Origin of the sequence: Bacillus sp. 7705b (assembly GCF_002289525.1) — a bacterium.
GTDB classification, from domain to species: domain Bacteria; phylum Bacillota; class Bacilli; order Bacillales; family Bacillaceae; genus Bacillus; species Bacillus halotolerans.
Window position 1 is genome coordinate 167,878 of sequence record NZ_NSDH01000033.1, and the last position, 19,634, is coordinate 187,511.

General features: G+C 43.8%; 26 protein-coding genes and 1 riboswitch. Of the genes, 3 read left to right on the forward strand and 23 right to left on the reverse strand.

Translation table 11 applies throughout. The annotated features are described in order from the left end of the window. Positions 1-15: 15 nt before the first annotated feature. From CJU60_RS13425 to CJU60_RS13455, 7 genes are all read right to left on the reverse strand, one after another. On the reverse strand, positions 16-870 hold the full coding sequence (locus CJU60_RS13425) for a fructoselysine 6-kinase (protein ID WP_095714019.1): 855 nt from the start codon (positions 868-870) through the stop codon (positions 16-18). Positions 871-883: 13 nt separating this feature from the next. Beyond that, complete coding sequence (locus tag CJU60_RS13430) at positions 884-1,786, reverse strand: carbohydrate ABC transporter permease (protein ID WP_095714020.1); 903 nt, start codon at positions 1,784-1,786, stop codon at positions 884-886. Between the two features lie 3 nt (positions 1,787-1,789). Continuing rightward, the gene (locus CJU60_RS13435; RefSeq protein ID WP_044159032.1) at positions 1,790-2,668 is read right to left on the reverse strand and encodes a carbohydrate ABC transporter permease; all 879 of its coding nucleotides are present in this window, start codon (positions 2,666-2,668) and stop codon (positions 1,790-1,792) included. Between the two features lie 57 nt (positions 2,669-2,725). Next, entirely contained in the window at positions 2,726-3,994 is a 1,269-nt protein-coding gene (locus CJU60_RS13440) for an ABC transporter substrate-binding protein (RefSeq protein WP_095714021.1), read from the reverse strand. An 80-nt stretch (positions 3,995-4,074) separates the two neighbouring features. Continuing rightward, positions 4,075-5,061, reverse strand: coding sequence for a fructosamine deglycase FrlB (gene frlB, locus CJU60_RS13445; RefSeq protein ID WP_095714022.1), 987 nt, complete (start codon positions 5,059-5,061; stop codon positions 4,075-4,077). Positions 5,062-5,276: 215 nt separating this feature from the next. Continuing rightward, positions 5,277-5,651: a nucleotide excision repair endonuclease gene (locus CJU60_RS13450; protein ID WP_024122762.1), complete on the reverse strand. Its 375-nt coding sequence runs from the start codon at positions 5,649-5,651 to the stop codon at positions 5,277-5,279. 102 nt (positions 5,652-5,753) lie between these two features. Beyond that, positions 5,754-6,872, reverse strand: a complete 1,119-nt coding sequence (locus CJU60_RS13455) for an NAD(P)/FAD-dependent oxidoreductase (protein WP_095714023.1) — start codon at positions 6,870-6,872, stop codon at positions 5,754-5,756. A 158-nt stretch (positions 6,873-7,030) separates the two neighbouring features. Between CJU60_RS13455 and CJU60_RS13460 the strand changes: the two genes are divergently transcribed. The 3 genes from CJU60_RS13460 (at position 7,031) to CJU60_RS13470 (ending at position 7,974) form a co-directional block, all read left to right on the forward strand. Then, on the forward strand, positions 7,031-7,180 hold the full coding sequence (locus tag CJU60_RS13460; protein WP_003240873.1) for a hypothetical protein: 150 nt from the start codon (positions 7,031-7,033) through the stop codon (positions 7,178-7,180). Beyond that, positions 7,180-7,458: a hypothetical protein gene (locus CJU60_RS13465; RefSeq protein WP_069486954.1), complete on the forward strand. Its 279-nt coding sequence runs from the start codon at positions 7,180-7,182 to the stop codon at positions 7,456-7,458. The genes CJU60_RS13460 and CJU60_RS13465 overlap by 1 nt, the downstream gene beginning before the upstream one ends. Before the next feature lie 165 nt (positions 7,459-7,623). Then, on the forward strand, positions 7,624-7,974 hold the full coding sequence (locus tag CJU60_RS13470) for a BLB8/JUQZ-1 family protein (RefSeq protein WP_095714024.1): 351 nt from the start codon (positions 7,624-7,626) through the stop codon (positions 7,972-7,974). A gap of 43 nt (positions 7,975-8,017) precedes the next feature. On the opposite strand, the gene sufB is transcribed toward CJU60_RS13470, so the two are convergent. The 16 genes from sufB to CJU60_RS13550 form a co-directional block, all read right to left on the reverse strand. Continuing rightward, positions 8,018-9,415 carry a Fe-S cluster assembly protein SufB gene (gene sufB / locus CJU60_RS13475; RefSeq protein ID WP_003228608.1) on the reverse strand — a complete coding sequence of 466 codons (1,398 nt, stop codon included), beginning with the start codon at positions 9,413-9,415 and terminating at the stop codon, positions 8,018-8,020. Between the two features lie 20 nt (positions 9,416-9,435). Beyond that, positions 9,436-9,879, reverse strand: coding sequence for a Fe-S cluster assembly sulfur transfer protein SufU (gene sufU / locus CJU60_RS13480; protein WP_003222809.1), 444 nt, complete (start codon positions 9,877-9,879; stop codon positions 9,436-9,438). Continuing rightward, on the reverse strand, positions 9,869-11,089 hold the full coding sequence (gene sufS, locus CJU60_RS13485; protein WP_095714025.1) for a cysteine desulfurase SufS: 1,221 nt from the start codon (positions 11,087-11,089) through the stop codon (positions 9,869-9,871). Before sufS ends, sufU begins: the two co-directional genes overlap by 11 nt. Continuing rightward, positions 11,089-12,402, reverse strand: coding sequence for a Fe-S cluster assembly protein SufD (gene sufD, locus CJU60_RS13490; protein ID WP_095714026.1), 1,314 nt, complete (start codon positions 12,400-12,402; stop codon positions 11,089-11,091). Before sufD ends, sufS begins: the two co-directional genes overlap by 1 nt. Before the next feature lie 17 nt (positions 12,403-12,419). Then, entirely contained in the window at positions 12,420-13,205 is a 786-nt protein-coding gene (gene sufC, locus CJU60_RS13495) for a Fe-S cluster assembly ATPase SufC (protein ID WP_010331788.1), read from the reverse strand. Positions 13,206-13,382: 177 nt separating this feature from the next. Next, positions 13,383-13,535, reverse strand: a complete 153-nt coding sequence (locus CJU60_RS13500) for a YuzK family famiily protein (protein WP_010331789.1) — start codon at positions 13,533-13,535, stop codon at positions 13,383-13,385. Positions 13,536-13,727: 192 nt separating this feature from the next. Continuing rightward, positions 13,728-14,105 (reverse strand): carboxymuconolactone decarboxylase family protein, encoded by a 378-nt coding sequence (locus CJU60_RS13505; RefSeq protein ID WP_038954281.1) that lies wholly within the window; start codon positions 14,103-14,105, stop codon positions 13,728-13,730. A 283-nt stretch (positions 14,106-14,388) separates the two neighbouring features. Continuing rightward, positions 14,389-15,210 (reverse strand): methionine ABC transporter substrate-binding lipoprotein MetQ, encoded by an 822-nt coding sequence (gene metQ, locus CJU60_RS13510; protein WP_095714027.1) that lies wholly within the window; start codon positions 15,208-15,210, stop codon positions 14,389-14,391. Between the two features lie 13 nt (positions 15,211-15,223). Next, entirely contained in the window at positions 15,224-15,892 is a 669-nt protein-coding gene (gene metP, locus CJU60_RS13515; protein ID WP_010331792.1) for a methionine ABC transporter permease MetP, read from the reverse strand. Further along, positions 15,885-16,910 carry a methionine ABC transporter ATP-binding protein MetN gene (gene metN, locus CJU60_RS13520; protein ID WP_024122771.1) on the reverse strand — a complete coding sequence of 342 codons (1,026 nt, stop codon included), beginning with the start codon at positions 16,908-16,910 and terminating at the stop codon, positions 15,885-15,887. The genes metP and metN overlap by 8 nt, the downstream gene beginning before the upstream one ends. A gap of 105 nt (positions 16,911-17,015) precedes the next feature. Then, positions 17,016-17,122: riboswitch (SAM riboswitch) on the reverse strand. Between the two features lie 114 nt (positions 17,123-17,236). Next, a complete protein-coding gene (locus tag CJU60_RS13525; RefSeq protein WP_024122772.1) occupies positions 17,237-17,581 on the reverse strand; it encodes an SCP2 sterol-binding domain-containing protein in 345 nt (114 codons plus the stop codon). A gap of 107 nt (positions 17,582-17,688) precedes the next feature. Continuing rightward, positions 17,689-18,009 carry a thioredoxin family protein gene (locus CJU60_RS13530; protein ID WP_024122773.1) on the reverse strand — a complete coding sequence of 107 codons (321 nt, stop codon included), beginning with the start codon at positions 18,007-18,009 and terminating at the stop codon, positions 17,689-17,691. An 11-nt stretch (positions 18,010-18,020) separates the two neighbouring features. Further along, entirely contained in the window at positions 18,021-18,374 is a 354-nt protein-coding gene (locus CJU60_RS13535; protein WP_024122774.1) for a toprim domain-containing protein, read from the reverse strand. A 75-nt stretch (positions 18,375-18,449) separates the two neighbouring features. After that, on the reverse strand, positions 18,450-18,686 hold the full coding sequence (locus CJU60_RS13540) for a YusG family protein (RefSeq protein WP_010331799.1): 237 nt from the start codon (positions 18,684-18,686) through the stop codon (positions 18,450-18,452). A gap of 55 nt (positions 18,687-18,741) precedes the next feature. After that, positions 18,742-19,125, reverse strand: a complete 384-nt coding sequence (gcvH, locus tag CJU60_RS13545; protein ID WP_010331800.1) for a glycine cleavage system protein GcvH — start codon at positions 19,123-19,125, stop codon at positions 18,742-18,744. Between the two features lie 66 nt (positions 19,126-19,191). Continuing rightward, complete coding sequence (locus CJU60_RS13550) at positions 19,192-19,548, reverse strand: arsenate reductase family protein (protein ID WP_024122775.1); 357 nt, start codon at positions 19,546-19,548, stop codon at positions 19,192-19,194. Between the last annotated feature and the right edge of the window lie 86 nt (positions 19,549-19,634).

Below are 19,634 nucleotides of genomic sequence, written 5' to 3' on the forward strand. Positions count from 1 at the left end.
AAAACGAGACACTGCTTATAGTATTCTCGTTTTTTCACTGCTTCCCCCTTCCTCCAGGCGATAGGGATAGCCGTAGCCGAATGCCCCGTACACTCCGCATGTTTTCGCAGCTGTTTCCGCTCCTTGGCGCAAAGCGTTCATCATATCTTGCTTCTCACAAAACGCAGTCAAAAATCCCGCGATAAATGAATCTCCCGCTCCGAGTGTGTCTATTATATCAGCTTCCACAATCGGCTGATGATAGATTCGGTCTCCCGCAGACAGGATCGCCCCTTGCCCGCCGCGGGTCATGCAAACGATTTTTGCTCCGTACTCATGTGCCTTTTTGGCAAGCTGGCCGCACTCCGTCTCACTCAAATCGCTTCCTGAAAAGAACGCATACGTCACATAAGGACAGACCTTTTTCAAATACTCATCCTCTCGATTTGTTGAAAAATCAAAAGAGACCGGGATCAGCCCGCACAGCTGCGGCAAATCGTTCTCAAGCCTGCTGTACACACTGGTATGCAGCAGATCATGCCCGCTGATAAAAGATAAGTCCTTTTCCTGAAACACAAGACGGAGACGCGACTGGATGCCGCCCTTATTCGATCGGACAAAGATCCGGTCCCCCTGTTCATCAAGGGTAACGATTGCCATTCCGTTTTCCCCATGCGCCTGACGAATAAAATCAGCGTTGACCTTTTCTAATTTCAGCACATTCAGCAGATGAGCCGCGGCTTCGTCATTGCCGACAATTCCGATATAAGAAGCCTCATGCCCGAGCCGTTTTGCAAGCACTGAGACATTTAAGGCATTTCCTCCCGGATAGAATGTTTCTTGATCCTGATAGTAGTCTACAACGTTGTCTCCAACAGCAATTAATTTCATTATGCTTCCTCCTTTATCCTTTTACACTTCCGCTTGCAATCCCGCGGACAAAATATTTCTGCATAAATAAAAATAGAATAATAATCGGCGCGGCAGAAATCGTTAATCCCGCCAGCAAGACGCCCCAATCCGTCTGCAGCGCATCTCGGAACTGCATCAGCCCCGCCGGAATGGTCCGCAAATTCTCGTCATCTATGAAAATAATCGCAAACATAAACTCATTCCACGTATGATAAGCTGTCAGAATACCCGACGTCACTAAAATCGGCACACTCATTGGTAAGAAAATTCTGAAAAATACTCCAAAACTCGTACACCCATCTAAATAAGCCGCCTCTTCCAATTCTTTAGAAATAGAAAGAAAATAAGAGCGGATTAAAATGATGGTGAATGGAATCCGATAAGCCGCATAAGGCAAAATCAAAGCCCAATACGTATTGTAAAGCCCCAGCGACTGAATAATGGAATAAAGCGGCACAAGACTGACCTGAGGCGTCAGCATCAAACCGCCAAGACAAAGCACCAAAAAGAACCCTCTTCCTTTAAACTCGAACCTCGAAAGCCCGTACGCCGCCCATGCGCTGATAAAAACAGTAATCGCACATGTCAGCGCCGTCACGATCACACTGTTCATAAAATAAGAAGAAATCCCCTGATTCCAGGCGGACACAAAGTTCTCCGGATGCCACGAAGACGGCAGCGACCAGCTGTTCTCAAAAATATCATCCGAGCTTTTAAAGGCGCTCATGACCATCCATAAAAGCGGATAAGCAATCGCGATTAGATAAAGAAACAGAAAAACCCATACAGACGTTTCTCCGATATACCATTTTCGCCTCGGCTTTCTTTTCACCTCGATGTGCCGGTCAGGCACAGGCTCTAATCTAAACGAATCTGTCTTCTTTTGAGGCAGCATCTGTTAATCCTCCTTTCCGGTTTTAAAGAACTTCATTTGCATGAGCGACAAAGCAAGCGTAATGAGTAACACAACAGTGGCAATCGCTGAAGCATAGCCCATCATATCCTTTGTAAAGGCGCTTTTATATAAGAATGTGCTTAATACCTCAGAAGCGTTTCCCGGTCCGCCGCCTGTCAAAATGTACGGCTCGTTAAACACTGTAAAAGCGCCTGTCAGCGTCATCACCACCGCAACAAAAGACATCTCTTTCGTCTGGGGAATGGTAATGTGAAAAAACTGCTGAATTTTCCCCGCACCGTCAAGCCGCGCCGCTTCATACAGTTCATCCGGTATTTTTTGAATCGACACAATATACAGCATCGCAATATAACCGACAGACTGCCACTGCGATACAAAGATGACAGAAAGCATAGCCGTGCTGTCCTCCCCGAGCCATGCCCTCGTCAGCTGATCCAGCCCGATTGCCTGAAGCAGCTGATTCAAAAGCCCCGTCTCAGGGTTGTAAATAAAATCAAACAAAAGCGCGATAACCGTCATCGAGATGACAACCGGCAAAAAGAAAACGGTACGAAAAAAAGGCGACCATTTTCTGACCAGCTTATCCTCAAGCACCGCCGCCAAAATTAAACCGCCAAACACCTGGCATACAATTGAGATCACTGCGTAGAGCACGTTATTCGTGAGAGCTTGATAAAAGACAGGATCACGAAATAATTCAACATAGTTCTTCAATCCGATAAACGTTTTTTCCGGAGAAAAAGAGCTCCATTGAAACAGACTGAGAAAGACATTCTCAAAAATCGGGATATAAACGAAAAGTAGAAAAACAAGAGCCGGCAGTAAAAACAAATAGGGGATTATTCTATTTTGGTTGACCAAGGATAACTCATCTCCTTTATAAAAAGAAAAGGTGCGTCGCTTCACCTTTTCTTTGATTTATTCAGCTGACGCCTTCACTTGCTTGGCTGCTTTTTGGACGGCTTTCATGACTTGCTCCGGTGTCATGTCGCCGCCAAGCATTTGCTGGACGCTTGTTAAGTACACATCTGCGATTTCAACATCCACATCCATGTCAAACCACGGAACCATTGATTTGGCATCTACGATATGCTGAACGGCTTCACGCTGTATGGCTGTAGAATTTTCTTCGGTTGCCGTCCCTTGCACCGCACTGTATTTGCCGACGTCTTTGACGAGCTTTTCACCCATTTTTTTCGACGTCAGAAATTGCAAAAATTCCACTGCTTCCTTTGGATGTTTTGTTTTCGAGGAAATCATAAATCCTTCAGGCGCCCCCGTTAACGCTTCTGAAGATCCTTTTTGCCCGCTGATTTCAGGGAATGAGAACATCCCTAGATTCACTGGCTCAACCAGTTTGATTTCAGCAGTTTCTGCATATATCATCGCCGACTTTCCGCTCTTAAATTGCTGTCTCACATATTCATGGTCGACGGAGTTTACATGTTTATTGAAGTAAGGCATCAGTTCCTGCAGCTTTTCAAGTGCTTTCACATAGCCTTCATCGGTAAATTCACCCGTTTTGGCGTTATAGTCCTTTTCTCTTGTTTTTTCATCGACCATCCGCTGATTCAGCGTGCCGATATAATGTGAGATTGTCCAAGTCGCTTTTGTTCCGAAACTAATCGGTTTATAGCCATTTTCTTTCAGCTTCTTCGAGACATCGATGAGTTCATCCCAAGTCGCCGGGGGCTCTAGATTGAGCTTTTTAAATATGTCTTTATTATAGAAAAATGATTTAGCGTCCATTTGCCACGGCACGCCATATTGTTTGTTTTCATACGTAAATGGTGTAACTTGCGATTGAACGAGCTGTGATGACCAATCTGTATCATCTTTGTAGTAGGACGAGAGATCAAGTGCTTTCTTTCCTCTGATAAATTTAAAAGCAAACTCGTCACTCCATGAGAAGTAAATATCAGGAGGGCTGCTGGTTCCCAGCATAACTTTAATTTTATCTTTATAGGAGTCATTCAAAACCGCTTCAGTTTGAATGTCGATATCCGGATGCTCTTTTTCAAATTCCTTTACAACCTCTTCAAAATACCTTTTTTCCGGCTCCTTCGGCCATCTGTGGAAAAATTTCAATGTCACCTTTCCATCGGCTGAACTGCCCTGGCTCGAACAGCCCGCAATGGTGAGCATACTGACAGCTGCAATGATCAAAAATAAAAACATTTTCTTCAAAGGGTTGGCCTCCTCTGGACATTAGACTATAATGTTATATAACATTATAGTCTAATGCATAATGGTTCCTCTTTTTCAGATCAATACTCAACTTTCCACATGTATCTTCTATGAGATAAAGGATGATTTCTCGCTTCTGCCAAAGCGTCCGCATAGCTTCTCAGCACACGGTTAAGAACGAGCGGAGCAAGATAGCCTTTTACTGAATCGTCAATTGCAGTGAAGTCGTAAGATGCGGCATCGAGCACAGTCAGCTTTTTGCCATATTTTTTCGAGAAGGTAAGCGCCCGCTCTTCAAGAGGCCTTGTTTCATCTAAACCGAGCAGGATGATAAACGGCACGGATTCATCAATAATTTCGAACGGTCCGTGAAAATATTCTCCGGCATGAATGGCGTGGGAATGAATCCATTGCATTTCCATGAGAATGCAGATGCTGTAGGAGTAAGCGACACCGTAGTTTGCACCGCTTGCCATTGTATAAATGATGCTTTCTTTTTCATGTGTTTTTGCAAATTGCTGTGCGTTGTCAGCTTCCTGCTTAAGGGCTTCATCATACACAGCCTGCAATTGATCTAAACCTTCAATTGCTTTTTCAAATGTCGTATTGTTTTCTAATACCTGCAAAGCGCCGAAAACGATTTGATATAGAACACCATAGTTCGTATTGATCGCCTGCGCCTCATCACCCCAGTCATATTGGGCTACATATTGCGCTTCCTGTGCTAAAGGAGACTCCGGCTTATACGTCATTGCAATCGTAAGCGCGCCTTTGCTTCTCGCAAATGCAGCGGCTTTTACCGTTTCCGGGGTATTTCCCGAATGCGAGCACAAAATGACAAGAGACTTTTCACCAAGCTGAACAGGGTTTCGCTGAATAAATTCATTAGAGCTGTAAAGGTCAGAGCTGATTGATTTTGACTCCCTGTCAAACACATATTTACTCGGATACATAATGGCCGAAGACCCTCCGCATGCGACAAAGAATACATGGTCGATGGTTTTTCCTTTCAAATCCTGCAAGAAAGCTTGAACCTCACGATTAACTTTTGCTGTGACCTGACTCAAATCCTTCACTCCTCATTTTTATTATATAACGTTATATAACATTATATATTGTTATATTAAAGTCCAGAGATAGGAATGTCAATATTATTTTCTGAAATTTCTCATTAATTTACTTAGATGATAGACAAAGGATCTTTGTGTAGAAAAATGCCAAATCAAAAAGCCAGAACTTAATATAAGCTCTGGCCTCGCTGTTCAATCCGCAGACTGACTTCTTATTTAAAAAATACCTTGTCTATATTATACTTCGAGTGCTGTGTATTGATGATATAGGTTTCGTAAATTTCTCTTTCCATTGGATCTTCAACTACACATACTTCAATTTTATAAACTTCGTCTCTGTGATTTTTGATCGGTGAGACAGTGTCTTCAAAATGCTTTTTAATTCTCTGTCTTAACTTTCTGGCTTTACCGACAAACAGCAGCTCGTCATGAATGTTGTAAAACATAAAGATGCCGCCTTTATCCCTTGGTATCTGGTGAAAGTCAATGAACCCGTGAATCGCCTTTATTTTCGGTTCGTTATGATTGGCTGACTGCTGTCGCTCGGTGATCGTCACATTCGGTGCGGGTATATCAATTTTTATCAAAATCAGTTCACGTCCTCTTTTTCATTAAAGATAAATGCTAACACAGACAGGAAAGAAAAGCTAGAACAGCTTTATTATATTTGTTTGTCATGCCTTTCATTATTATGCAAGCGCTCCGGCAAGATCATAAGGGCTAAGGTCTATTTCTGTCGGCTTTCCGAGAACTAGCTTTGCGAGCTCTGAACCGAGAAACGGTCCCATCGTTAGTCCCGACGCGCCTAAACCGTTAGCGGCGTAAAGTCCTTGAACATTCGGCACGGCACCCACCACTGGCAGAAACCCCGGTGTAAACGGTCTGAAGCCCACTCTTGTTTCAATGACTGTGCTGTCAGCAAGCCCCGGCGCTGCGGCAAGTGCTTTGCTCAAGACTTCATGCTGTCCCCCTGCTGTCACACGCAGGTCTTTAAGATCGGCCTCATTTTCATGGGTGGCGCCTGCTACAATTCTGCCGTCATCAAAGGACAGAATATACTGGTCATTCGGCGGCATCACCACCGGCCACGATCCGGTATCTGCGCCAGAGATTTCAAAATGCATAATCTGCGCCTTCTGAAAGGACACTTGAAAATGAATGCCCAGAGGCTTCATCAATTCATTGGCCCATGCCCCTCCAGTCACGATCACATTATCAGCCTCAAACTGCTGCTTGTCTGTTTGGACACCGGTGACTCTCCCGTTCCCAAAAAGCAAGGACGCGTTTCCTTTTACAATGACTGCACCATGTTTCTCGGCAGCGTTTAAAAGCGACCGGCATAGCGCCCTCCCGTTCACACGAGCGGCGCCGCTGATATGAACCGATTCATAGCCATCAGCTAAAATGGGAAACAGCTTTTTCGTTTCACTCGCAGACAAACGGGTGATGTCACCGATCTCCGGCGCATGCTCGCGCCGCTTATACGCCCGCTCCTCCATCTTATCGAGCTTCTCCGCATCAGTGTGTATGCTGATCGCGCCGACACGCTTGTATCCGGTGTCTGTTTCACCGTCCTCTTCCAGTTGCTTGATTAAATCATTATAGTATCGCGCTCCGCCCTTAGCGAGCTGATACCAATCCTGATTGCGGCGCTGCGACAGCCAAGGACAGACGATTCCCGCCGCCGCGCCAGTCGCTTGTCCCGGTTCATTCCGGTCAATCACCGTAACCCGGGCTCCTGATTTTGCGAGATGATAAGCCGTCGACGCACCTAGTATGCCTGCGCCGACGATGATGTAAGACTTCATATGCAAACACCTTTTCTTTTATAATATCTATTCATTTTACCAAATAGAGTGCTTTCCTTCGACCTTTAGCCCCAATGTGGAAAAACCGCGAAGTTCGTCCAATCTCTTCACTCTCCTATTGAATATCCTGTCACTATCAATAGAGAAAGGATGATACCATGAGCGAAAATCGTCATGAAAATGAAGAAAACCAAAAGCGCAATGTATCAGTTGCTAAAGTTGAAAACAGCGGCAATGCAAAAGTCGTAGTCAACGTGAATACAGATCAGGATCAGGCACAGGCACAGTCTCAAGACGGAGAAGAGTAATGAACGAGAATATCATTCCTATCAACAGACATGCTGCGGAAATGCCCAAAAATGGCTCTGTTATTGAAAACAGCGGCAATTCGGAAGTCCATATTGATATTCACATTGACACAATGCCGATTGCCTTTGCCATTTTATGCTCTGCATTAGCAGCAAAACAGATGACAAAAGATGAATTCGACACGGCCTATACTCAATTGCTAGAGATGAAAAAAGTTGATATTCCCTCAGCAGCATCCACCATCAATATTCATCCTAATGATATATCCGAAAGTTGAAATAGCAACCGCAGGCTTAAACATGCCTGCGGTTCTCATCATTTTAAGTATACATATTTAGCCAATAACCATATGTTAACAAATTATACATATTAAGTAACAGGAACTAACCTTTCTTTATCCAAATTGTAAGGTGTAAGGAAAAATAAAAAAGGAGTGTTACAAATGAAATGTAAAAAAGCGATTATTTCTGCACTATCAGTTTCAGCTTTGGCTTTAAGCTTAGGCGGTGTGGCCTCTGCTGAAGAAATGTCAGCTACTCCAACACCTTCAATTCAAAATGTATCAAACAGCCCTATTAAAGTCATGGATGCCTTTTACCAAATGAAAGTAAACAGTTACTTAAATATTGCTAGAGAAGGAGCCACTAGCTATGTTGTAACTTCCGGTCGTGATTATATCTCTGTAAGTCAAAGCGGAGTGGTATACAGCAAGTCAATTCCTGGTTCTGCTCAAGTTACTATCTATAAGGGAACAAGCGTACTAGGAGTTGTCACGATTAGTGTTCGTCTGTAAACAAACAAAACCCGGCGGTATTCCGCCGGGTTTTGTTTTTACATTAACCGATTGAACCTTCCATTTCGAACTTAATCAAACGGTTCATTTCAACTGCGTATTCCATTGGAAGCTCTTTTGTGAATGGCTCGATGAAGCCCATTACGATCATTTCAGTCGCTTCTTCTTCGGAAATACCGCGGCTCATCAAGTAGAAGAGCTGTTCTTCAGATACTTTAGACACTTTCGCTTCGTGCTCCAATGAAATGTTATCATTTAAGATTTCATTGTAAGGAATTGTATCTGATGTTGATTTGTTATCCATAATGAGCGTATCACACTCGATGTTGGAACGGGCGCCTTCCGCTTTACGTCCGAAGTGGACGATTCCGCGGTAGGTTACTTTCCCGCCTTGTTTAGAGATCGATTTTGATACGATTGTGGAAGATGTGTTTGGCGCAAGGTGAATCATTTTTGCACCCGCATCCTGATGCTGGCCTTTACCCGCAAGAGCGATAGAAAGCGTCATACCGCGCGCGCCTTCGCCTTTTAGGATACAAGCCGGATATTTCATTGTCAGTTTAGATCCGATGTTGCCATCGATCCATTCCATCGTTGCGTTTTCTTCACATACTGTACGCTTCGTTACTAGGTTGTAAACGTTGTTCGCCCAGTTTTGGATCGTCGTATAACGGCAGTAGCCGCCTTTTTTCACGATGATTTCAACAACCGCACTGTGAAGAGAGTTTGTTGTGTAAACAGGTGCCGTACAGCCCTCAACGTAATGCACGCTTGCTTCTTCGTCAACGATGATCAGTGTACGTTCGAACTGACCCATGTTTTCAGAGTTGATACGGAAGTAAGCTTGAAGCGGTGTCTCAACCTTCACGCCTTTTGGCACATAGATGAAAGATCCGCCGGACCAAACAGCTGAGTTCAGCGCCGCAAACTTGTTATCAGTCGGCGGAATCACTTTTGCCCAGTGCTCACGGAAAATATCTTCATTTTCTTTCAGCGCGCTGTCTGTATCTTTAAAGACGATGCCTTGCGCTTCAAGATCTTCTTTCATGTTGTGGTATACAACCTCTGATTCGTACTGAGCAGAAACACCCGCAAGGTATTTTTGTTCAGCTTCAGGAATCCCGAGCTTGTCGAATGTTTGCTTAATTTCTTCAGGAACTTCATCCCAAGAACGCTCTGAACGCTCAGACGGTTTTACGTAGTACGTAATTTCGTCAAAGTTCAGTGAGTTTAGATCTCCGCCCCATTGTGGCATTGGCATGTTGTAGAAATGTTCAAGTGATTTCAAGCGGAAATCAAGCATCCATTGAGGCTCTTCTTTCATGCGAGAAATTTCTTCTACGATTTCTTTTGTCAATCCGCGCTCTGAACGGAAAATGGAAACGTCCTTGTCGTGAAAACCATATTTGTATTCACCAATATCAGGCATTTTTTTAGCCATCCATTTTCACTCCAATCCTTTTAATTGCCGCCCTCTTCTTTAGCGACTCCTTTTTCAAGTGCCTTCCATGACAGGGTTGCACATTTAATACGGGCCGGGAATTTTGAAACGCCTTGAAGGGCTTCAATATCACCCAGATCTATAGAATCATCATATTCTTTCCCTTGCATCATATCCGAGAAAATCTTAGACATGGAAAGGGCTGTTTCAATATCTTTCCCTTTAATCGCCTGAGTCATCATCGAAGCGGATGCCATTGAAATGGAACAGCCTTCCCCTTCAAATTTCGCATCTTCCACGATGTCTCCGTCAAGCTTCATTGTCAGCCTGATTCGGTCGCCGCATGTCGGGTTATTCATATCCACGACGATGCTGTCATTCAAAACCCCTTTGTTGCGCGGGTTTTTGTAATGATCCATAATCACTTGTCTGTACAATGTATCTAAGTTTGCATTAAAAGACATTTGTAAAATACTCCTTTGTCTTTTGAAGAGCTTCCACAAGCTTATCAATCTCTTCCTCTGTATTATACAGATAAAAGCTTGCTCTCGCAGTAGCAGTTACATCCAGCCATTTCATCAGCGGCTGGGCGCAATGGTGACCCGCTCTGACAGCGATCCCTTCCGCATCAAGTACGGTTGCCACATCGTGCGGATGAACATCATCAAGGTTAAATGTGATCAGCCCGGCACGCTCTTCCGGTCCGTAAACCGTCACGCCGTCAAGCTGACGGAAGCGTTCAAGTGCATAAGCTGCAAGCTTGTGCTCGTGGCGGGAAATCTCATCAAGACCGATTTCTTCGAGAAAATCAATTGCGGCACCGAGACCGATTGCTCCAGCAATAATCGGAGTACCCGCTTCGAATTTCCACGGAAGCTCTTTCCAAGTTGATTCATAAAGCCCGACAAAGTCAATCATTTCACCGCCGAATTCGGCAGGCTCCATGTTTTCCAGCAGGGCTTTCTTTCCGTACAGCACACCTACTCCGGTAGGGCCGCACATTTTGTGGGAAGAAAGCGCAAAGAAGTCGCAATCGAGATCCTGCACGTCAATTTTCATGTGGGGCGCGCTTTGTGCACCGTCCACCACAATGACAGCCCCGTTGTCATGAGCGATTTTCGCCATTTCTTTTATCGGGTTGATCGTGCCGAGAACGTTAGACACATGAGATACCGCAACAATCTTTGTATTGCTTGTGACCGTTGCTCTGACGTCATCTAATGAAATCGTGCCGTCTTCCTGCAGCGGAATATATTTTAATGTGGCGCCAGTCGCTTTGACAGCCTGCTGCCACGGAATGATATTCGCATGATGCTCCATATAGGTGATGACCACTTCATCACCCGGTTTGAGGTTGGCGCGTGCATAGCTTAGCGCCACCATGTTCAGTGATGTGGTCGTGCCTTTTGTGAAAATAATCTCAGCCATTGACTTCGCGTTAATAAACTTGCGGACTTTTTCACGCGCTCCTTCATAACCGTCTGTCGCTCTGGTTCCAAGCGTATGGACGCCCCGGTGAACATTGGAATTGTATTGGTTATAATACTTATCCAGTGTTTCAATGACAGCACGCGGCTTCTGAGAAGTCGCCGCGCTGTCGAGATAAACGAGATCATGTCCGTTCACTTGCTGATGAAGGATCGGGAACTGTTCACGAATATCTGTGATATTCATTACTTCACTTTCCTTTCGATAACAGAAACCAATTGTTTCTTAACGCCTTCAATCGGAAGTTCGTTAACTACCGGCGCAAGGAATCCATAGATGACTAAGCGTTCTGCTTCTTCTTTCGCAATCCCGCGGCTCATCAGGTAGTAAAGCTGAATAGGGTCCACACGGCCGACAGATGCCGCATGTCCTGCAGTTACATCGTCTTCGTCAATTAAAAGAATAGGGTTTGCGTCTCCGCGCGCTTTTTCGCTGAGCATCAGCACACGGGATTCCTGTTCCGCATTCGCTTTAGAAGCGCCATGTTCGATTTTGCCGATTCCGTTAAAGATAGAAGAAGCGGAATCCTTCATCACACCGTGCTTCAAGATATATCCTTCAGAAGCTTTACCGAAATGAATGATTTGTGTCGTGAAGTTTTCTGTTTGCTCTCCTCTTCCGACAACAACCGTTTTCGTGTCGCCGTAAGTGCCGTCACCGTAAAGGTTTGTTGTGTTTTCGGAAATGGTGTCGCCATCGTTCATGAGGCCGAGAGCCCACTCGATTTTGCTGTCGCGTCCGCGCGCAGCACCGCGGCGGTTGACATAAGTTGTCACGCCGGAAGACAGAGTATCCACCGCACCGTATGTCACACTGGCATTATCACCTGTGATAACCTCACTGATAATATTGAATACAGCATCTTTCGGGTTGACCGTGCTGATGTAGTTTTCTACATACGTTACTGAGCTATGGTCTTCCGCCACAATCAATACGTGGTTGAATAGAGCTGTATCGTTGCTTTCGTGGACATAAACAGCCTGAACCGGCGTCTCCACCTGAACATTTTTCGGAACATAGAGGAATGCCCCTCCGTTAACAAGAGCTGCGTGAAGTGCAGTTAATTTATGCTCATCAACCTTCACGCCGTCTTTCATAAAGTATTTCTCCACTAAGTCGCTGTGCTCGCGGGCAGCAGTCAAAATATCAGTAAAGATGACGCCTTTGTCTTTCAATTCCTGAGAAAGAGAAAGGTATGCAGGCGTCTGATCACGCTGTACATATAACGTTTTATCTTCGTTTTCGACATCGATCAGCGCTTTTGCTTCATCAGTCAAATCTTCTAATGAAGAAAGCGGCTCATTATCAACTGTATGCTTCGCGAAGTTCGTGAAGTTCCAGTTTGTGATTTTTGTTTTGTCAGGCTTCGGCATCGGCAGATCCTCAGCTTGTTCAAGAGCCTGTAAGCGCAGGTTTTTCAGCCAGGCAGGTTCTTGATGCTTTTCGGAAAAGCTTTTGAGATACTCCTGATCTACGGATAGTTTTGTATCTAGTGTCATATTAATCCCCCTAACGCTTACGCTTCTTGGCCTACAGTTTCGTCTTCAATGCCAAGTTCTTTTTTGATCCAGTCATAACCTTCTGCTTCAAGACGCTGTGCAAGCTCTGCACCGCCGGATTTTACAACGCGGCCTTGCATCATAACGTGAACCACATCAGGAGTGATGTAGTTTAACAGACGCTGATAGTGAGTGATCATCAGGCAGCCAAAGCTTTCGCTGCGCATTTTGTTGATCCCTTTTGATACAACTTTCAGAGCGTCAATATCAAGACCTGAGTCGATTTCATCAAGGATGGCGATTTTCGGTTCAATCATCATTAGCTGAAGGATTTCGTTGCGTTTTTTCTCCCCGCCTGAGAAGCCTTCGTTGAGGTAGCGCTGAGCCATTTCAGGGTCCATTTCTAAGAACTCCATGTTTTCGTCCATTTTGCGGATGAATTTCATAAGGGAAATTTCATCGCCTTCTTCTCTGCGCGCGTTGATCGCAGAACGAAGGAAGTCGGCATTTGTCACACCGCTGATTTCACTTGGGTACTGCATTGCAAGGAACAAACCTGCCTGCGCACGCTCGTCCACTTCCATTTCCAGTACATCTTTGCCGTCAAGCGTGATGCTGCCTTTCGTTACTTCATATTTAGGATGCCCCATAATAGCAGCTGACAGAGTTGATTTACCAGTACCGTTCGGTCCCATTACGGCGTGGAACTCTCCGCCTTTTATTTCAAGGTTTACACCTTTTAAGATCTCTTTCCCTTCGATTTCAACGTGAAGATCTTTGATCGTTAATGTTGAAGCAGCCATATCTATACCTCCAAAAATATATAATCATTATTCTCATTTTATTCTCATTCTAATTTTATAACAAATGAAAAGTAAATACAACTTTTTATCGTGCCTTGCACATTTCTCAAGTTTAACAAAGTTCAGCACTTTATTAAAGCAATTGAAAAAGAAAAAGAGTGGATTCCCACCCTTTTTTTAAAGACCGATTTTCTCATTAAGCTCCGCAGAATACCGCTTGCATTTTTTATATTCAAGCTCTCTCTGCCGCTCAACTTCCATTCTTGTATCCAGCCGGCGTCCGTATTCCTCGTACCCGATTCCATGCGACAGCTGCATCGCTTTTTCCATTTCTGACGTATAATCGAGGTCCAGTCTGTCCTGGCTGCTGCAAATAATGAATCAATCCCTTCATTTATTTACTGCTATTGTATCAGCTCTTCGACCGACGCTGCAAAATGGATATGGCTTGATATAACAACGGATGAGACGAAAGGACCCTTTGAGTTGAAATGAGAATCGTTTTTCGGAATATTCCTTCTTCTAATGCGTAGTGTTTCCAAATTCCTCTATGCACTGCTGGACAACTGTCACACCTTGGCTTAGAGCAGCTCCGCCTCCGAATGCAGCCGCCACACTGACAGCTTCAAGAATGTTTTCTTCCGTCGCTCCTTGGTCAAGACAGCCTTTTGTGTGATAGATCATGCAATATTCGTCCTGAGCATTGATAGCGATCCCCAGTGCAATCAGCTGTTTTTCTCTTTCTGTTAGCGAATTAGCTGCAAAGCATTGTTCGGTAAATTCGTTAAACTTTCTTCCCATCATCGGCATCTTCTGTTCAAATGTGCCTAAACTTTGTTTATATTGTTTTAGCGCGTCCTGCATGCTTCCTCTATCTTGATTCAAAGAAAATCCCTCCATCTGTTTAACATTCCTTTTTATTATGAACAGCTTTAAGGAAAATACCCAAAAAACCCCGGATTTCTCATCCGGGGGTTCAGCGGGTCAGCAAACCCTCGCATTCGTTGTCAGACCTGCGCGTTGGTGCTCACGAATTATAGCATTCGATCCGCTCCAATGCTCGGTCTTCCTAGACTTCAAGGGTTTTCAATCACGCCGAAAAGATGACAAAGCCCTAAAACGAATATCGTTTTAGGGCTTTGTCAATAATTGAACCCCGGATTTCTCATCCGGGGTTTCAGTCTTATTCAGATACAGGAAGCACAGCTCCGTCATATTTTTTATCGATGAAGTCTTTGATCTTTTTAGAGTGAAGAACTTCCATCAGCGCTTTGATTTTTGCAGAATCCTCTTCGCCATCTCTCACTGCAATGATATTGGCGTAAGGGTTATCTTTTGTTGATTCCACTTCAATCGCGTCTTTTTTAGGATTTAATTTATTTTGGATCGCATAGTTCACATTGATGAAGGCCGCGTCTCCTTCTTTGTTTTCATATGCTTTTGCCGTTAATTCAGGCGCTACTTTTTTGAACTGAAGGTTTTTCGGGTTTTTCTTAATGTCTTTCAGTGTTGCATCGACTGTCTCCACTTTGGAATCAAGTGTAATTAATCCTGCATTCTCAAGCATTGCAAGCATACGGCCTTGTTCAGCGACGTTATTTGTCAGGATAATTGTCGCACCGTCGGGAAGATCTTTTAATGATTTGTATTTTTTAGAATAAATACCGAATGGCTCTAAGTGAATCGCGCCGGCATTCACAAGTTTATAATCTTTGTTTTCTTTCATTTCTTGCTCAAGGTAAGGAATGTGCTGGAAGAAGTTCGCATCCACTTCTTTATCAGCTAAGGCTTTGTTGTACATTTTGTAATCACTAAGCACTTTCACTTTCAGTGTGTAGCCTTTTTCTTTTAACAATGGTTCAGCTTCTTTTAAAATTTCTGCATGCGGTGTTTTTGTAGCTGCAACAACAATTTCTTTCTTGCCGGATTCAGCGTTATTAGAACCGCAGGCAGCCATAACTCCTGCAAATACAAGCAGTAATGCACCTAAAAATAGCTTTTTCAATGTAAATCCTCCCTTATCGTTTGTCTATTATATTTGTTATGACATCACCGATCATTTGAATAATGAAAACGATGATTAAAATAAATACAGTAGCAACGAAGGTCACATCAGTATTATTAGACTGATATCCTTCTACATATGCAAGGTTTCCAAGGCCTCCTGAACCGATGGCGCCCGCAATTGCCGTTGAGCCGATCAAAGCGATGGCCGTAACCGTGATCCCAGAAATAAGGGCCGGCATGGATTCCGGAAGCAACACTTTGAAAATAATCGTTGATGTTTTGGCTCCCATTGATTTCGCAGCTTCGATGACGCCTTTATCCACCTCGCGCAGCGCAATTTCAGCAAGCCGCGCGTAAAACGGGGCTGAGCCGATGACTAACGCCGGAAGTGCCGCGTTCGGCCCTAAGATGGTGCCGACTAAAAACTTCGTAAAACCTAGTAATAAAATAATTAAAATGAGGAACGGAATAGACCTGAATACATTGACAATGGCCGCAATCACAGTGTTGACCGCTTTGTTCTGCCAGAGGCTCCCTTTGCTTGTGAGAAAGAGCAGCAGACCGAGGATCACCCCGATGACAAAGGCAAAAACCAAAGAGATCAGCGTCATATAAAGCGTTTCGTATGTCGCGTTCCATAATTCAGTTACATCAACGTTCGGGAAGTATTTTTCAAACATTCGTGATCACCTCTGCTTTCACCTGTTTGTCATTAATAAACCGGATCACGTTTTGCACTTCTTCCTCGTCACCGTCAATATGGATGAACAATGAACCGTATGCTCCGTCCTTCGTCTGCGAGATTTTCCCTTGCAGAATATTGACACTGACATTGAAGTTTCTGATCATCTCTGTAATCAGAGGCTGTTCAGCCGCTTCGCCGACAAATGTGAGCTGAACCGTTGTTCCTGACGCTTTTTCGTCAAGAAGATGCTGAAGCGTTTCTTTTGTTTCTTCAGGCTCAGTCACCTGCTGGACAAATCGTTTTGTCATTTCTTCCTTCGGATTCTTGAAGACATCGAGAACTTCTCCTTCTTCAACAACCTTTCCGTTTTCCATGACAGCGACTCTGTTGCAGATTTTGCGGATGACATGCATTTCGTGTGTGATCAGCACAATCGTCAAACCGAGTCTTTCATTAATATCGGACAAAAGATCCAAGATTGAATCAGTTGTTTGCGGATCTAAAGCTGATGTCGCTTCATCACAAAGGAGAACCTTCGGATTGTTTGCGAGCGCTCTGGCGATTCCGACCCGCTGCTTTTGTCCGCCGCTCAGCTGGGATGGGTAAGATTTTTCTTTTCCTTCTAAACCTACCAGTTTAATCAGTTCATTGGCACGCTTGATCCGCTCGCTTTTTTTCACCCCGGCAATTTCTAAAGGAAACATAATGTTATCTCTGACAGTTCGCGACCAGAGCAAATTGAAATGCTGGAAAATCATACTGATTTCATGGCGTGCTTTTCTTAAATTGCGTCCGTTTACTTCATTAATCTTTGTTCCCGCCACTTCCACGATTCCTGAGCTTGGTTTCTCAAGTCCGTTCAGCAGACGGATTAAGGAACTTTTACCAGCTCCGCTATATCCTATAATTCCAAAAATCTCACCTTTTTTTATGGAAAGCGAGACATTTTGGACAGCATTGACATCTCCATGTTTCGACTTATACACTTTTGAAACATCCTGAAGATTGATCAAAGCGATCACCTGCCTTAACACTATTCTAAGAAATCTTCCGGTTTTTTCTGCAAAAGAAAAGCCTTTCTGCATACTTGAGCAGAAAGGCTTATATAAAACGCCTTTCTCTCATCTTTCAAAGCTGAACGCTTCGTGTGAATTGGCACCATTTCAACAGTGTTGATGGTTGCCGGGCTTCATAGGGCACTTCCCTCCACCTCTCTTGATAAGAGAAATATATAGTCTTTTTCGTCCGGAAATTCTTAATGTAGAATAGCATGGCGAATGATAAAATGTCAATAAAATAAATGATGTCAACTTTTACTATTATAATAATTTACTATTTTTCAATTCTTTAGAATCCTCTGAAAAAAACCATTAGTCAGCCACAGAATGGCTTCCAGCTTTAACAGCGCTCTGAATGAACCCTTTACCTTTAGGCTTCCGCTCTGGATCAGGTGCTGAAGGGAAATGTCTCCATGCAAAAGATCAATGATTTCTGTTTGGTTTCCATAAAAGGTCAGGTTGGACGTGTGGGGCGGAGAAATCTTTTTCATTTCCCCTTGTTCGTTTATTGAGACGGTTAAGGCTTCTGTTTCTCCTTGGAAGGTAATGAGCAATGTTGAAGTGTTCAAAAGGGGTTTTAAAAACAGATGCTGGTAATCATCTTCTAAAACTTCCGCTTTCTCCATTTGTACAACCTCCTATTTGTTGGTCATACATACACATTTCTCTCCTCAGCGCAAGAACCCCTTTATAAAACGAACGACAATTTCATTGGAATGCGCCGAGAAAAATGTCATAAATGAGATGCAGAAGATGATTTTTGTTTGATCAGCTCATATAAGTAAGAAACGGAATGAAACGCATACCCTCTTTCAATTACTTTCCCGCCCTTAAACAGCAGAAAACAAGGGACGCTTTCAATCTGATATGCTTTAGCAAACGCCGGTGAATAGTTGAGATTATTTTTATAGAAGGCGACAGACGGAAGCATTTCTTCGACGACTGTCAGCATTTTGCTTGCCAGCTGGCAGGTCCCGCAAAACGGAGTATATAAATATAGGAGATACACATCATCAGTAATGTGTTCAAGTTCTTGTTCTTGGAGTTCTTTCATGCTATAACACCTCAGGTCTTTCTTTCAAGAAAAATCGTATGGACATTCAGATTTGCGCTCAGCAATACAGATGCTATATGGTGTCTGGGCGCCGCCGCGACTTCCTTATAGGCTTTGTCGATATGTATATGGAAGGCTTCATTAAATTCCCTTTTCAGCTGTTTTCTCAATTTCTCGCCCGATTCATCGGCATCAACCAAAATATAGACGTCCTTCTCATAAAGCTCGTCAGCCAATTCCTCCAGCTTCAGCTGGCTGATTGTTCCGTTTGTGCAGAGAATGCGCACTGGCTCATTCAGGACGCTTTCAATCTTTTCTTTATCTGATTTCCCTTCAACAATCAAGACTTTTTCCAGCTCGTCCATGTTCATCTGCTTCACCTGCCGCCAAATTTGAAACGTTCAGATTGTAAAAGAAGGCAGTGAAATTCACCGCCAACATTAACACCAGCCGCTTTCGTAGTCACAATCCACATATTTCTGATCGTCTCCTGAAACCACGTCGGCTGTCTTATAAAACTTTTCATTTTCATAGGTAAAACCGGACTTAAGCTCATATTCATTCATGCCTGTCATTTGGCCGATCATCTCATCTTCATGATATAACGAGAGCCGGCCATTTTGAAAGCGGCCTGTCACATCATTGGTGACATCGAGCTTTTGTTTGCTGAAAGCCATATTGGACACCTCCCATAGCGTTAGCGTATCCAATTGCCTGCTCAGCTATCCGGTTTTAGTCTTGCTGTGTCATCTCTTCGTATTGCTCTGCTGTCATTAGTTTTTCAATTTCAGACGCGTCAGACGGTTCAACGACGATCATCCATGCTTTTTCATACGGAGATTCGTTGACGAACTCCGGGCTGTCATCAAGATCTTCGTTTACTTCCACTACAGTTCCGTTAATCGGTGCGTAAAGCTCAGATACCGTTTTTACGGATTCTACACTTCCGAAAGGCTCGTCCGCTTTAATTTCAGCGCCGACTTCAGGAAGCTCAACAAACACGATATCTCCGAGCTCGGATTGGGCAAAATGGGTAATGCCGATTTTGGCTTTTTCTCCTTCAACTTTTACCCACTCGTGTTCTTCTGAGTAACGCAAATCTTTAGGTATGCTCAATTGAATCCCTCCATTTTTTACAGCACTACAATAAGAAGATACCACACTTTTCGAAAAAAATTTACATCATGACCAGTTTTCTTCAAATTGATCTTCTTTAAAGCCGACTGTCACTTTTTCGCCGTCTGTTGTGAGCGGGCGCTTGATCAGCATTCCGTCTGAAGCCAGCAGTTCAAGCTGTTCGTCTTCTGACATATGATACAGTTTTTCCTTCAGATTCAGTTCACGGTATTTCATGCCGCTTGTGTTGAAGAATTTCTTTAAATCCAGCCCGCTTTTTTCATAAAGCGATTTTAGCTCCTCTTTGCTTGGAGGCTGTTCTGCAATATGTATTTCGTTGATTTCTTTTCCGTGTTCTTCAAGCCATTTTTTCGCTTTGCGGCACGTTCCGCATTTAGGGTACCAGTAAAAAGTTAACGACATCTTCTTCCCCCTCAATAAAATAATCGAGGTTATTTTAACACAGTTTGTTTTAAAAACCTAAAACAGTGCTTCATAAAAAAAGAGCT

Excerpts from the sequence above, each read along its gene's own strand:
- CJU60_RS13425 (WP_095714019.1), bottom strand. The coding sequence starts at position 870 with ATGAAATTAATTGCTGTTGGAGACAACGTTGTAGACTACTATCAGGAT.
- CJU60_RS13430 (WP_095714020.1), bottom strand. The coding sequence starts at position 1,786 with ATGCTGCCTCAAAAGAAGACAGATTCGTTTAGATTAGAGCCTGTGCCT.
- CJU60_RS13455 (WP_095714023.1), bottom strand. The coding sequence starts at position 6,872 with ATGAAGTCTTACATCATCGTCGGCGCAGGCATACTAGGTGCGTCGACG.
- CJU60_RS13460 (WP_003240873.1), top strand. The coding sequence starts at position 7,031 with ATGAGCGAAAATCGTCATGAAAATGAAGAAAACCAAAAGCGCAATGTA.
- CJU60_RS13465 (WP_069486954.1), top strand. The coding sequence starts at position 7,180 with ATGAACGAGAATATCATTCCTATCAACAGACATGCTGCGGAAATGCCC.
- CJU60_RS13470 (WP_095714024.1), top strand. The coding sequence starts at position 7,624 with ATGAAATGTAAAAAAGCGATTATTTCTGCACTATCAGTTTCAGCTTTG.
- sufB (WP_003228608.1), bottom strand. The coding sequence starts at position 9,415 with ATGGCTAAAAAAATGCCTGATATTGGTGAATACAAATATGGTTTTCAC.
- sufU (WP_003222809.1), bottom strand. The coding sequence starts at position 9,879 with ATGTCTTTTAATGCAAACTTAGATACATTGTACAGACAAGTGATTATG.
- sufS (WP_095714025.1), bottom strand. The coding sequence starts at position 11,089 with ATGAATATCACAGATATTCGTGAACAGTTCCCGATCCTTCATCAGCAA.
- sufD (WP_095714026.1), bottom strand. The coding sequence starts at position 12,402 with ATGACACTAGATACAAAACTATCCGTAGATCAGGAGTATCTCAAAAGC.
- sufC (WP_010331788.1), bottom strand. The coding sequence starts at position 13,205 with ATGGCTGCTTCAACATTAACGATCAAAGATCTTCACGTTGAAATCGAA.
- CJU60_RS13500 (WP_010331789.1), bottom strand. The coding sequence starts at position 13,535 with ATGGAAAAAGCGATGCAGCTGTCGCATGGAATCGGGTACGAGGAATAC.
- CJU60_RS13505 (WP_038954281.1), bottom strand. The coding sequence starts at position 14,105 with ATGGAGGGATTTTCTTTGAATCAAGATAGAGGAAGCATGCAGGACGCG.
- metP (WP_010331792.1), bottom strand. The coding sequence starts at position 15,892 with ATGTTTGAAAAATACTTCCCGAACGTTGATGTAACTGAATTATGGAAC.
- CJU60_RS13525 (WP_024122772.1), bottom strand. The coding sequence starts at position 17,581 with ATGGAGAAAGCGGAAGTTTTAGAAGATGATTACCAGCATCTGTTTTTA.
- CJU60_RS13530 (WP_024122773.1), bottom strand. The coding sequence starts at position 18,009 with ATGAAAGAACTCCAAGAACAAGAACTTGAACACATTACTGATGATGTG.
- CJU60_RS13535 (WP_024122774.1), bottom strand. The coding sequence starts at position 18,374 with ATGGACGAGCTGGAAAAAGTCTTGATTGTTGAAGGGAAATCAGATAAA.
- CJU60_RS13540 (WP_010331799.1), bottom strand. The coding sequence starts at position 18,686 with ATGGCTTTCAGCAAACAAAAGCTCGATGTCACCAATGATGTGACAGGC.
- CJU60_RS13550 (WP_024122775.1), bottom strand. The coding sequence starts at position 19,548 with ATGTCGTTAACTTTTTACTGGTACCCTAAATGCGGAACGTGCCGCAAA.